Here is a 14071-nt window from a genome sequence, read left to right as displayed (position 1 = left end):
TTACAGGTACTAGACGAACAGCATTGTACAGAAGCGATTAATCGCGTCTCTACCAAACAAATATTGCACACTGTGCAACTATGGTCGGGCAGACCAAAAGTTAACGCTTGGGGAGAGAACCACCTCTGGCACAAGATACCGCAAGGAATCGGGCGCTAAGTGGACTCATTGAACCAAGAATCCCCTGCCTTTTTAAGCAAGTGAGCGAAAGCGAAACTTGGTTAGGCAGGGGAGTGTCAAATCCATGCTTGATTTGAAGATAGAAAATTTAGAGAACTCACCCTTTTATAGAGAAAACATAATTCTCTGTGCCTCTGTGTTTAAGAGTTTTTCACCACAGAGACACAAAGACACAGAGAATGCACTATGAAAGGGTTAGTTTATTTCTATAATTCCCCCATTATCAAATCAATTAACATTTGCCAGCACATATTGGCAGTTTTCACACCATAGCTTCAGGTTCATAACCCAAAGATTTTAACCTTTCCCTCAAGACTTGCACCTTTGCTTCCGCTTCTAAACGACGTTGTGCTTCCAGCGTGAGACGTTGTTCTGCTTCTAAAATCCTTTCTTCTGGGGTAAGTAACCTTTGCCCCTCCTCGTTATACCAATACAACCACTCCCGCGCTATACCTTGATAAATTCCGCGTTCTCTTCCAATTCCCAAGCCAATTTCTGGTAGCCAAATCGGATTTCCTGACATGAGGATATATTCGCCATCTTCTAAACGATACACTTCCAGAGGCGGTTTCTTGCGTCGAAAAGGATTGTACACAACGTAGTACAAAATCCCTAATTGTTTCGCGTATAATTCTTTTTTGCTGCTATATTCACCTAAATGTTTTGGCGAAGCAACTTCCAGAACTAAAACAGGCGGCTTTTTCTCTTCCCAGAGTACGTAACTCAGGCGTAAATTCCCATCAATAAAGCGGTTAACTTCTACGCTGAGAAACCCATCTGGTACAATAGCTGGCTTATTTGGGTCATAGTAGATGCCCATATCTACACCAAAGTACCAATCCCAACGCTCTGACCAATCCAAAGCCAGCGTAGCTTTCAGCAAACCGGGAATTAAATCTTGTATTTCATTATCCACAGGCGTATCATCAGAATCGGGTAGTTCTTCGGAGGATGGTAAACAGTGTAACGGGTTGTAGTTTAACATAATTTGCATCCCTGGGTATAATTTTCGCTAGTTTTAACTTTAATAAGTGAATTAATTTGCACTACTTTGGTCAGTTGTTGTAAATAAAAGTTTAATAATCTATCCCCTTATTAAGTGGTTTTAAAATGTTGAAAGCTACTGACTACTTAAAAAAGTTTATCTGCTTATGGGTAAAGTTATCATTTTTGTGTCTGCGATCGCGAATTTAGAGTCAATGCACATAATATAAAATCCATTGATTTATCCGCGTTTATCCGCGTGCATCTGCGTTCAATTATTATCGACATATTATTCTATGTATAGAAGTCGAAGCATAGGTTAGGACATCATACAATTTCAAAATCTTTAATTTCAAAGGCTTTCAGCCCTGTCACCTATCACCTGTCCCCTGCTATAGCTTCATATTAATTTAGTATCAGTCAAAAAAAGAGCAGGTACAAAACCCACTCTTACAACAATATAGATAAAAATGATGCTGCACCAGTTAATTGCCGATCGCTGGCGTATTTAACGAAACTTCTGCTGCTGCTGGTTTTTGCTGTGCCAAAGTTGGTACAGAATCACGCAATCTTGCTGTTAGTTGTACTGTTGTAGAGTCATACACCTGAGTCAGCAGTTTGGGATAGAAACCGATACCAATAATGGGTACTAACAGACAAGCGATAATGAAGACTTCGCGGGGTTCGGCATCGATTAGTTTTTGATGAGAAACTAATTCTTCATTTTCTTGTCCGTAGAAAATCTCCCGCAACATTGACAGTAGATAAATGGGAGTTAAAATCACCCCAACTGCCATTAAAAATACCACGATGACCTTGAATGTAGGGGTATAAGCATCGCTGGTAGCAAAGCCGACAAATACCATTAATTCTGCTACGAAACCACTCATTCCAGGCAATGCTAAGGAAGCCATAGAACAAGCGGTGAACATAGCGAATATCTTCTGCATCCGCTTACCGACACCACCCATTTCATCTAACATCAAGGTGTGTGTGCGGTCATAGGTTGCACCGACCAGGAAGAACAAACTCGCCCCGATTAAACCGTGGGATACCATTTGTAATACTGCCCCACTTAAACCTAAATCGGTGAAGGAGGCAAAGCCAACGACCACAAAACCCATGTGGGAAATTGAGGAATAGGCAATCTTCCGCTTCAGGTTACGCTGGGCAAAGGATGTTAAGGCGGCGTAGATGATATTTACTACACCTAAAATCACCAGCACAGGTGCAAAATAAGCATGAGCATCTGGTAAAATTCCGGCATTCATGCGAACTAAGGCATAACCACCCATTTTCAGCAGAATCCCAGCCAGCAACATATGCACGGGGGCTGTGGCTTCACCGTGGGCATCGGGTAGCCAAGTGTGTAGGGGAATGATGGGTAACTTGACGGCGTAGGCAACGAGTAAGCCGGCGTATATTAACAATTGGAAGTTCAGGGCGTAATCTTTGAGTGCGAGCGATCGCATATCAAAGGTGACTGTATCGCCATAAAATGCCATTGTCAAAGCGGCGACTAAAATAAACAGCGAACCGCCAGCCGTGTACAAAATGAATTTGGTGGCTGCATATTGCCGCTTTTTACCGCCCCAAATTGCCAGCAGCAGGTAAACCGGAATCAATTCCAATTCCCACACCAGGAAAAACAGCAGCATATCCTGCACGGCAAACACTGCTATTTGACCGCCATACATAGCCAGCAGTAAAAAGTAAAATAGCCTGGGCTTTAAGGTCACAGGCCAAGCGGCTAAGGTGGCTAGGGTAGTAATGAACCCAGTCAAAATAATTAGGGGCATAGACAAGCCATCTGCCCCCACAGACCAATTCAAATCCAACTGTGGAACCCAAGGGTAACTTTCTACCAGTTGCAAGTTTGGATTGTTGAAGTCGTATTGGGTATAAAATGCGTAAACAATCAGAGCGAAATCAATTAACCCAACGATAAGGGCGTACCAACGGATGGTTTTACCGTCCTTATCGGGAATGATGGGAGTCAGTAGCGACGCGGCTATTGGTAATAAAATAATCGTCGTCAGCCACGGGAAATTAGCTGTATTCATCACAATTCGTCTGCTATTAAATTCATGTTTGCCAAAAAGCCACTAGCTTATTAACTAGCAGCTTTTTGACGATTTGGCATTTATTGTTAGGTTGATTTAATCAAATTGGTATTTTCGAGCGAGGGTTTTCAGCCCCTATTTCTATAAACGGCGGGTTCTGTGGCGAGGTCAAATACCTGTTACAAAATGTAATTTAAAATTGCAAATTAATTTAATATTGGTGTTAAGGAAAGTTAAAAATCTGAACTGAAAAAGCTGTTGCAGGAAAATTGTACTGATGCGATCGCTCACTAAAACCCAAGCATTGAAAAATACACTATGCTATTAGATAGTTGTCAAACAAGCCATTTCGTGCAACAACCATGACACAAATTGAAAGTCAGATTCGTTACGTCACCAACGCACAAGGAGAGACAACAGATGTATTGATACCTATAGAACTTTGGCAACAGCTTGTGAGTTCTGTAAATTCTGATAGCATCAGTGGTTTAGCTTGGATTGATGAACAAGAGCCTAAAGCACAAATATTAGCCGATTTGCAAGAGTCAGTGCGACAAGCAGCAGCAGGAGAAACTTTCCCAGTGTCAGAACTTTGGGATGATATCGCAGGCTAATATTTATGCCACTCTAATTTTTCAAGTAGACGATTTAAGGCTTTAGCTAATTAAGAAATTAAAACTAAGAGTTACTATCACCTGAGTTTGAATCTACATTTTGAGTCAAATTTGTTAAGTCTTCTTCTTCAAGAATTGTCCCCTGAACATCCGCTCCTTGGAGATTTGCTCCTTGAAGATTTGCTCCTTGAAGATTTGCTCCTTGAAGATTTGACCTTTGAAGATACGCCCCTTGAAGATACGCTCCTTGGAGATTTGCTCCTTGAAGATTTGCCCCTTGAAGATTCGCCTCCTTAAGAGTAGCCCCCTCAAGATTGGCTCCCTCAAGGTTAGCTCTCTCAAGATTAGCTGATACAAGCCATGCTTCTTGAAAATTTATGTTTTTCACGTTAGCAAGATGAAAATTTGCAAAAGCAAGACGTGTATGGGAACAATTTGCTTTTTTAAGATTCGCCCCATAAAAGTCTCTATTATGCAAAATACATTCTGACAAATTTAAAAAGCTAAGACAACTCAAGATAAGTGCATTCTCAGCACCAATTCTTTGTCCTTGAATTTTTGAAATCCATGTTCCAAAAGTATCGGTAAAATCCCATTCAATTGTTGACACTTTTTCTGTTACTCTTGCACAAGCATTCAAAACTACTAACAATGCTTCTTCTGCATTTCTAGCCTGTTGGTTTTCTTCCTGAAAATCTGGTCTAGGATTCAACCGTTCCATTGGCATTCCATGACGCAACATAATACCCATCAAGTGAGATAACTTCTCTTGCCAACTCTCCACATCAGATAAATTTTGTAAACGTACTTCATCAACTACAAACTTAAAAACGTACTCATCCATAGGAGACGCGCCACAGAGAATTGCCCAGCGCGTTAAAGCATCTTTCTCATCCCATCCTTCATCGGGATCATTTTTGCGGTCTTCTAGTTTTTTATGAATGAGCTTAACTTCCCTAACAATACGTTTTGCTGTCAAATATTCACCAAAACTCTTGTGAGTAAATTCAAAAGTTTTATCTCCTTGAATATTAGTGCCACTTTGACGGAAATAAAAAGCAGCTAAAAGACGAGTTACACCTAATTTTGCTCCTTCTTGAAAATTTTCTAACAGATTTTTTAAGCCACCATTGTTACAATGAGCTTCAATTTCCCTCACGGTAGTAGTACGTCCATTTCCATGCCAGGAAGCAAGAGCAATTTCTTCCAAAATTCGGATGAAATCTTTCTCTTCAATACCTTGTAGTGTTCTATGCTTATGGCGTTCCCAACCACGCTCATATACTGCTTTCAACAAATCGTCATAAATAAGATTGAGGTTACTATCTTCTTGAGAAAAATCGACTTTCCCTCTTACATAACTCAAAGCCACTAAATAATTTAGCAAAGGTTGTGTAGTAATTTCTGTAAGATTTTCTTTATTTAACTCTTCTGGTAAACCAGAATATTGCCGACCACTAGCCATGCCATATTTTTGCCACCAATCCTGCCTTTGATCTTGCCCTAATAAGTTTTGCTTATCAATATAATTATTTCTCTCTTGCTCATTCAAAAAATAGGGGAGAATATGTAATATTTGTTGCGGTTTACGAAAGTCGCTGCTATTGGTTTGGATGACCAATTCTCTACCACTAATTAATACCTTTAAGCGAGTTTCACCACGATCATTAAATCGCTCTACTTTCCTCTGTACTTCCCGAATAAATTGTTGAGCAGTTTCACTTGCAATTTTACCTTGAATGGCTAGTTCATCTAAACCATCAAAGATAATTAACAACTTTGTTTCTGATTTATCCTTTTCTAAAGGGTTATAGCGAAGAAACCCATCATCACGAACAAATTTACCCACAGCATCAACTAAATCATCAGATAGTTCAAATTGATGTAAGGGTATGAATATTACTGGTTGTCCTTTTTCAGCTTGATTAGCAGCAAAGATTTTAGCAAAGGAAGATTTACCGCTACCAGGCCCACCACTAATCACTCGAATAGCATCATCATAATCAGTTTTTTCTAACCAAGTCGTTAATTCATGTTCTAAATCAATAACTATTCGTTCATAGTGATGTTCATCTCTTCCCCTCGAAGCTAAATCATCATCTCTTTTAGCTTCAACTCGTTGTTGATAGTAGGCGCGTAGGGGAACATAAACTTGTTTTAAACCAAATGCTTCATCAAATATGGGTTCTTCTACCTGCTTTTGTAACCATGCTAAATAAAGCTGCCATGCTTGTTCTTTTTCAGCAGCTTTAGTAAATGGTGTGTTGATTTCCTCTTTTAAACAAGCATATTTGTCTGGATGCTTTGACCATTCTTTATGTAGAGAGAAAACAAAATACGTAGGTAAACGATAACTTATCGTTTTTGCTTGATTTTCGTTAACAATAAAGTATTTTAGCCAATCAATTAAAGCTGTTTGTATATATTGAATGATAGATAAATTTTTCGGATTACTAAAAAATTGTTTATCAATACGTACTTCTTTAGATTCTAAAGTTTCGTTGAGGGTGTTACATAATAATTCAAAGTCACTTGGATTTGGTTGTTCAATTAATAATTCTTTGTTACCTTCTACTAAATCAAATAGCGCCTGTGTTAAAGAACGATAAATCAATAACCAAGCAATTTCTTCAGGTTTATTTGCTAGTCCAAGTGCTGCTGTAGCTTCTAAAAAGCCTTTAGCTACCTCTCCCCAGTTCCCTAAAACGCCATCTATCCCAGCTTTACCTAAAGACTTAAATAATTCTTTAAAATCAGCATTAATACTCTTGTTCCAAAACTTAACAGGCTTACTAACTGAAAATCCAGATTCCTCATTCATATTTTTGATTCTTATAAAATAAATATTTATACCAATTCTATGCGAAAATGCACCCAGTAAATCCAGTAGAGACGTTGTATACAACGTCTCTACAATAATCTATAAGTTGTACCTTATACTACTTATTGATCGATAATTCGTAGAGTGGCTTGAGTTTTTGGGCGATCGCCCACTACAACCCAAGCATTGCTAAAAATGTATGATGCTGCTCAGTTATCCTAAAAAATAAGCATCATATATCCATCAAAGGAAACTGCAAATGCAAATTACCATTGAAATACCCGATGACATTGCTCATCAACTCGCTAATACCCCTGACCAACTTTCTCGCCGCGCTTTAGAATCGTTGGTGGTTGAAGCTTATCGCCATCGGCAAATTTCTACTGCTCAAGTTCAACGTCTGTTAAATCTTTCTTCTCGACTGGCTTCCGATGCTTTTCTTAAAGGCTATGAATCTTACATCCCTTACACCTTAGCTGACTTAGAGCAAGACTTGCAAGCTATTGACCAAGCCATTACTCAGCAATGATATATCTGTTAAAAAAAGAGTCTAATTTAGACCATCAAAAATGAAAAACTTAAGGGTGGACAGTCGCCCACCCCTATAAAAATCAAGTCACACCGAAAAAGATAACTAAGCCCAAAACCGCCCCAAACACTATCAAGGCGTAGAATTGAACCCGACCGTTTTCGAGATATTTCAGACCTTCACCACTGACGAGGGTGAAAAAGCCTGTCAAGTTAACAGCGCCATCGACCACCCGGAAGTCAACTTCCATCACTTGTCTAGCGACACGACGCAAACCAAGCACAAAGACACGGTGGTAAATGTCATCGAAATACCACTTGTTGAGTGATAGTTCGTAGAGTGGCTTGAGTTTTTGGGCTATCGCATCTGGGTCAATCTTCCGCAGGAGATACATCAAGGAAGCCAAGGTAATCCCAATTAAGGAAACACCCACTGAACTACCCGCCATGATGTAAAACTCATGGGGGTCAAATTCAGCCGCCTTTTCTATCACTTCCGCCAGGCTTTCGGTAGGCGAATAGATGAACCTTTCAAAATAATTGTTGTAGGGTGTACCCACCAAACCAATAAAAATTGAAGGTATCGCCAAAACTACCAAGGGCAAAGCCATAGTCCAAGGCGACTCATGGGGAGTGCTGCTGTGATGACCGTGACCATCATGATGATCAGCAGTAGCAGCTAATTCGCCTTTCTTCATTGCCCCAGGGCCAAAAGTAGGCGCTAGTTCTGGCGCATCTAGTTCTAGAAGGGTTGATTTAGCTTTTAGCAGCTTGTCCTTGATTTTCTCGTCTGTACCCCGGAATTTGCCTTCAAATGTTGAGAAATACATTCTAAACATATAAAAAGCAGTGATTCCGGCAGTTACCCAACCAATGAACCACAGAAATGGATTAGAGGCATAGGCTGCACCGAGAATTTCATCCTTTGACCAGAAACCAGCAAAGGGAGGAACCCCGGAAATTGCCAAGCAACCAATCAAGAATGTCAATCCAGTTACAGGCATATACTTCCGTAAGCCGCCCATCAAGCGCATATCCTGCGCCAAAGCTGGGTCGTGACCGACAACGGCTTCCATACCATGAATTACAGAACCGGAACCCAAGAACAGCATCGCCTTGAAATAGGCGTGTGTCATCAGGTGGAATAAACCAGCACTGTAAGCGCCCACTCCCATCGCCATCACCATGTAACCTAATTGGGAGATGGTGGAGTAAGCCAAGCCTTTCTTGATGTCGTTTTGGGTAATCGCAATGGTAGCGCCCAAAAATGCCGTAAATGCCCCGGTAAAGGCAATCACGTTCATGGCGGCGGGAACGTGTTCAAATACTGGGTACATCCGGGCGACGAGGAACACCCCAGCCGCCACCATTGTAGCGGCGTGAATTAAGGCAGAAATGGGGGTAGGGCCTTCCATCGCGTCTGGTAGCCAGACATGGAGGGGGAATTGGGCAGATTTAGCAACTGGGCCGAGGAAGACCAAAATCGCAAACAGCACAGCCAGGAAATTGCTGATAGAACCTGTTTGCACGAGTTCGGCTAGGCGATCGCCCATTAAGTTAAACTCGAAGCTGCCTGTAGCCCAATATAGCCCCAACATCCCCAGCAGCAGACCAAAGTCACCCACGCGGTTAGTAACGAAGGCTTTTTGGGCTGCATCGGCTGCGGATTTGCGATCGTACCAGAAGCCCACCAGCAGGTAGGAACACATCCCCACCAATTCCCAGAAAATATAAATCTGGACTAGGTTAGGGCTGACTACCAAACCCAACATTGAGGAGCCAAACAAGCTCAGATAGGCGTAAAATCTCACGTAGCCTGGATCATGAGCCATGTAGCCATCGGTGTAAACCATGACAAGGAATGCTACCGATGTCACAATCACCAGCATTAAAGCTGTGAGATTGTCGATGGTATAGCCCATACTCAGATGAAAATTCCCTGCTGCGGCCCATTCTAGATTGCGGAGATAAGTAGGGTGTCCTTGGAGTTGACTCCACAGCAAGGCCGACGACAAACCCAAGGCTGCACCCATGAGGGAAATGATCACAGCAGCGTTTAGCTGTCGCAGGCCGTTTGTCGTCTGATTGAACGAAATTAAGCCGACACCAACCAACATTGCCCCTAAGAGTGGCAATACTGGAATTAGCCAGGCATATTCATAGATTACTTCCATCACTGACGGGTACTTTTAGGATTCTTGACTAACTTGTCGGAACTGTTAATAATTGTGACACACACCCTTGAGGATAAAATACCCCACCCGATAACAATTGGGTGGGGTATTAAGCATGGTTTTAGATTTGGGGAATAGGGACTGGGGAATAGGGACTCTTAAGAGGTAGGGGAGCAGGGGAGCAGGGGAGCAGGGGAGTAGGGGAGGAATGAATAAAGTTCAATACCCAATCCCCAATCCCCAATCCCCAATCCCCAGTACCCAATCCCCCATCACACAGTCTGACATTCCAAATCTGCTTTAGAACTGCTGTAAGCTTTAGGACGGTTGGTGTAGCTGAGTTTGATTTCTTCTAAAGCCAATCTTAAGTCGTCTCTGCCACGGAAACCTTCTAAACGATGGCGAACTATGCCATTCTCAATCAAAAGTAGCGTGGGCAGGGACTTTAGGCGATAGGTATTAGAAAGTTTAAAATTATCGTCAGCGTTTACCCTAACTAATTTAATTTGTTCGCCGCATTGAGATTGAAATTGAAATAGTAGAGGGTGGATAATGCGACACAACCCACACCAGGGCGCTTCAAAATTTACTAAAACTGGAACTGGAGATTCTAAAACTTCTTGAGTAAATGTCCGCTCACTAACCGACAACACCATGACGCTTCTAGACCTATAGGGTTTTACTATCAAACTAGCTATCAGCAAAAGAAGTTAGCAGGCTAGTTAAAGGTTTTATAGCCGCTATATTTCAACATTGCTTTTGACTCTGAAAAAAGGTAGCAGACTGTAAAAATTGATTTTAGGCGGTTGTCCAGGCAATTTTATTCTACTGGAGAGAGTATTTTGACTGCTTGGGTGAGTACTCCCCGGTCGATTTTATTGTTTGGTAACGCGCCACTATAAAAATTTGCAAACGGATCAGCGCACCCCCACTAACAGCTGTTTCCATTTATCCTACATTGATTTGTAGCAATTGATAAGTAGAAATTTTCACTGAGTTAGTATTTGCTTTTGATAGTGGGGATCATGTCAAACTACCAGTTTAGCCTACTGGTTGCGACAAGTAACAGAGGGTGCGCCCACCAAAATAAACCCACAAAGATAGCCACACCTAAGTAGGCAGGACGAATAAATTCCTGCCACTTGATGGATTGACGACCATCAAGAATGGCGGCAAAGGGAATGATAGATGTGCGTTGTTTAACAATTTCAAAAGCTGCGCCGTAACGGTTACTTAGACGGCGATCGCCATGCCAAACACCAAATAAATGGTGCAAAATCAACCCTAATGAAGTCACAAGGGTAAAGCTTGTACCTAGCCACAGAGTATGTGCAACACACCAAATTATCTGCCCGACCATTTGGGGGTGACGGGTAATGCGGATAATTCCCGTTTCATACAAGTGTACTTGGGGCTTTTGAATGGCAGCAATTTCTAGTAGATTGAAGGTGGCAGGGTACAAAAACAAAAAGGAAATCGCTGAGAGTAACCAAACTACCTCTTTTACACTTGGTAGTTCCTGTACCTGCCATAGTCGTAAGCCATCATAACGATGATTAAAAAAGTAAACAATCAAGATGACAGCCAACGGTAAACTAACTAATGCAAAAAATATGCGATAAAGCCTTGGCCCAATGTACTTTTCTGCCCAAGGGCGCAGTGCTGCGCCGCCACTATGGGCGATCGCAAAAGTTAATTGTAACCCCAGCATGACAAAATGGCTCGGAGTCAACCAAGGATTCAGCATCATATACACAGGTGAAGTAATTTAAAGAAAAGTTAATTCCATACAACCAATACCACAAAGTATTCAACAGGAGACTTTTAGGGTTGACGCATGACTAATGAAAATTTCAGGGTATGGGGAAGGGTATAGGGGTGAATCAAAACCTTACCCCCTTACACCCTTACCCCCCTATACCCTTACACCATTGCTTGAGTTTAGACTTTCCCCTATGTTGTGGTACTGTCTTTTTCGATTCAAGCCTCCCAGTTTAAGATGCAATAAATCATTCTCAGTGTCAAAGCTATGGCACATGATTTATTGCTAACGTTGCTCCTTTCATTTGTGGGTTGAGCCATTATGTCTGACCTTCCTTTCACTTTAGATCAGTTACGTATTCTCAAAGCGATCGCTGTAGAAGGGAGCTTCAAGCGCGCTGCTGATAGTCTTTACGTCTCCCAACCTGCCGTGAGTTTGCAAGTGCAGAACCTGGAACGGCAGTTAGATGTCCCATTATTTGACCGTGGCGGTCGTCGCGCACAACTAACTGAAGCTGGACATCTACTACTTAGTTACGGTGAAAAAATCCTCAGTTTGTGTCAAGAAACTTGCCGCGCGATCGAGGACTTACAAAATCTCCAAGGAGGTACTTTAATTGTCGGTGCTTCTCAAACTACTGGCACATACTTACTGCCAAGAATGATTGGGATGTTCCGCCAAAAATACCCCGATGTGGCAGTACAACTGCACGTCCATTCCACCCGGCGCACAGCCTGGAGTGTCGCTAACGGACAGGTAGACTTGGCAATTATCGGTGGGGAAATTCCCGGTGAACTCACAGAATCTCTAGAAATTATTCCCTACGCCGAAGATGAACTAGCCTTGATTCTGCCCGTATTTCATCCTTTCGCTAAACAGGAAACAATTCAAAAAGAAGATTTATACAAACTGCAATTCATTGCTTTAGATTCTCAATCCACCATCCGCAAGGTTATCGATCAAGTCTTATCTCGCAGCGAGATTGATACTAGGCGCTTTAAGGTAGAAATGGAATTAAACTCCATTGAAGCGATTAAAAATGCTGTGCAGTCAGGCTTAGGAGCAGCTTTTGTTTCCACAAGTGCGATCGCCAAAGAATTACAAATGGGTGTCCTGCACTGTACTCCCATCGAAGGCGTAATCGTCAAACGGACGCTGTGGCTGATATTCAATCCTAACCGTTACCGTTCCAAAGCAGCAGAAGCTTTTAGTCAAGAAATTCTGCCTCAGTTTGCCACCCCTGAATGGAATGAGGATGTGTTAAAATTGGCACAAAAGAAACTGCTGGTGAACGTACTGGATGCAGCAATACCAGACGCTGCCGACGACATCTAATTTTTGGTCATTAGTCATTAGTGAGCGTAGAAGCTTGCGGCTTGTTGTTAGACATCGCCCTCTTCTGTAGAAAGAAGCTAATAGCAAAGGGTTTTTCCCTAGATTGCCATTAGCCTGACATAGAGTGCAATTGGTGCTAGCGACATGAGGAACATCACCCATAAGGGTCATTAGTTAAAGACCAGGCACTACTGAACTATCGGCTATTGACTAATGACTATGAACTAAAAACTAAAATGGAAGTCTACTGTACTCGTCCACGCTGTGCGCGTCCAAAAAACCATTGTCCTGATTTGGATGATACGACAACGCTGAAGACAACGCCGCAAAAATACTGCACTAACTGCGGTATGCCACTACTGCTGGATGGTCGCTATGTGCCAATCGAGGCACTCAAAAGGGGTGGTTTTGGTGCGACCTTTTTGGCACGCGATCGCCGGATTCCAGGGATGCCTGTTTGCGTGGTTAAACAGTTACAACCAGCTGGCAATTTAACACCGGATCTGCTAAAAACAGCAGAAAGAAAATTTGAAACAGAAGCAGAAGTTCAAGCTGATATAGGCAGAAAACACGAACAAATACCAGAATTGTTCGCTTATTTTCCTATACTAGTTTCTAGCCAGCAATCAGGACAAACAGACCAGTTTTTTTACTTAGTACAAGAATACATTGAGGGGCAAAATTTAGAGGATGAACTAGTCCAAAAGGGTAAATTCTCTGAACAAGAAGCGCTTGAGGTAATGCAGGAAATTCTCAAAATTCTCAAGTTTATCCATGAACAGGGAATTATTCATAGGGACATCAAACCTTCTAATATTATGCGCCGTCGAGATGGCAAACTCTTTCTCCTAGATTTCGGTGCAGTCAAGCAAATTGCCGCCACCTCAGCATCTACTAGTTCTTCTACAGGTATTTACACAGTTGGGTATGCTGCACCTGAACAAATATCAGGAAATCGAGTCTTTCCAGCTACCGATATCTACGCTTTAGCCGCAACTATTCTCAACTTGTTGTCAGGTGAAGATCCCAGCCAACTGTTTGACCCCTACATGAATAAATGGAATTGGTGGAAAAAAGTCAACATTAATCCAGATTTGCGTTACATTTTAGACAAGATGCTGCTACCTGCTGTGAATGATCGTTTTCAGTCAGCTAATCAAGTTTTAGATGCCCTTGGTCAGTATTTAACATCGCCTACAGTTTTCCCAACCTCATTTTCCAGTCCGGGTGCAAGTAATTACAAAACTCAAGCTGCATTTGCCATTGGGGAATTATTGGCTGGTGCTGCGTTTAGTGGTTTTGAGGGAGCATTAATTGCGATCGCTCTCTTGAGGTTAATTCAATCACCAATAGTCGCTTTCATCCTTGCCTCCCTCATTTTAAGTTCATTGATATTCGCGCAAACAAAGCGCTGGATTAGCAAATCAAATTTATTAATTATTGCCGCAGTTAGTGTTGCTGTTATTTTGTTGATTCCCGGAATCGTCAGAACGCAAGATATATTTATATCCGTCATTGCCGCCTTAATAGCGATCGCTGCTACAGCCTTATTTCGTCTGATTTATCAATTCCTGTCTCGGATTATGTAGGAAATTCACGAATTAATAGAC

At 41.9% G+C, this 14071-nt stretch carries 10 protein-coding genes; 4 read left to right on the top strand and 6 right to left on the bottom strand.

The genetic code is table 11. The annotated features are described in order from the left end of the window. Positions 1–442: 442 nt before the first annotated feature. Positions 443–1165, bottom strand: coding sequence for a Uma2 family endonuclease (locus H6G83_RS00415; RefSeq protein WP_190465495.1), 723 nt, complete (start codon positions 1163–1165; stop codon positions 443–445). 484 nt (positions 1166–1649) lie between these two features. Beyond that, positions 1650–3227, bottom strand: a complete 1578-nt coding sequence (gene ndhD1 / locus H6G83_RS00410; protein WP_190465493.1) for a photosynthetic/respiratory NAD(P)H-quinone oxidoreductase subunit D1 — start codon at positions 3225–3227, stop codon at positions 1650–1652. A 362-nt stretch (positions 3228–3589) separates the two neighbouring features. Between ndhD1 and H6G83_RS00405 the strand changes: the two genes are divergently transcribed. Continuing rightward, positions 3590–3841, top strand: coding sequence for a hypothetical protein (locus tag H6G83_RS00405; RefSeq protein ID WP_190465490.1), 252 nt, complete (start codon positions 3590–3592; stop codon positions 3839–3841). A gap of 64 nt (positions 3842–3905) precedes the next feature. Here H6G83_RS00405 and H6G83_RS00400 read toward each other — a convergent pair whose 3' ends face one another. Beyond that, positions 3906–6662 (bottom strand): pentapeptide repeat-containing protein, encoded by a 2757-nt coding sequence (locus tag H6G83_RS00400; protein ID WP_190465487.1) that lies wholly within the window; start codon positions 6660–6662, stop codon positions 3906–3908. A gap of 259 nt (positions 6663–6921) precedes the next feature. Here H6G83_RS00400 and H6G83_RS00395 point away from each other — a divergent pair, with 259 nt between their 5' ends. Beyond that, on the top strand, positions 6922–7191 hold the full coding sequence (locus tag H6G83_RS00395; protein WP_190465485.1) for a UPF0175 family protein: 270 nt from the start codon (positions 6922–6924) through the stop codon (positions 7189–7191). Between the two features lie 82 nt (positions 7192–7273). Here H6G83_RS00395 and H6G83_RS00390 read toward each other — a convergent pair whose 3' ends face one another. The 3 genes from H6G83_RS00390 to H6G83_RS00380 all read right to left on the bottom strand — a co-directional run bounded on the left by H6G83_RS00390 (position 7274) and on the right by H6G83_RS00380 (position 11114). Then, positions 7274–9364: an NAD(P)H-quinone oxidoreductase subunit 5 gene (locus H6G83_RS00390; RefSeq protein WP_190465863.1), complete on the bottom strand. Its 2091-nt coding sequence runs from the start codon at positions 9362–9364 to the stop codon at positions 7274–7276. A gap of 272 nt (positions 9365–9636) precedes the next feature. Then, positions 9637–10020 carry a thioredoxin family protein gene (locus tag H6G83_RS00385; protein WP_190465483.1) on the bottom strand — a complete coding sequence of 128 codons (384 nt, stop codon included), beginning with the start codon at positions 10018–10020 and terminating at the stop codon, positions 9637–9639. Between the two features lie 377 nt (positions 10021–10397). Beyond that, positions 10398–11114, bottom strand: coding sequence for an NnrU family protein (locus H6G83_RS00380; RefSeq protein WP_190465481.1), 717 nt, complete (start codon positions 11112–11114; stop codon positions 10398–10400). Positions 11115–11447: 333 nt separating this feature from the next. Here H6G83_RS00380 and H6G83_RS00375 point away from each other — a divergent pair, with 333 nt between their 5' ends. Together H6G83_RS00375 and H6G83_RS00370 are read left to right on the top strand one after the other, a co-directional pair. Further along, a complete protein-coding gene (locus tag H6G83_RS00375; RefSeq protein ID WP_190465479.1) occupies positions 11448–12461 on the top strand; it encodes a LysR family transcriptional regulator in 1014 nt (337 codons plus the stop codon). 236 nt (positions 12462–12697) lie between these two features. After that, positions 12698–14050, top strand: a complete 1353-nt coding sequence (locus H6G83_RS00370) for a serine/threonine-protein kinase (protein ID WP_190465861.1) — start codon at positions 12698–12700, stop codon at positions 14048–14050. Positions 14051–14071 lie beyond the last annotated feature (21 nt).

Source organism: Anabaena azotica FACHB-119, from assembly GCF_014697625.1.
GTDB classification, from domain to species: Bacteria; Cyanobacteriota; Cyanobacteriia; order Cyanobacteriales; family Nostocaceae; genus Trichormus; species Trichormus azoticus_A.
Note: the sequence above shows the minus strand (reverse complement) of the source record. Positions and strands in the feature narration are given on the sequence as shown.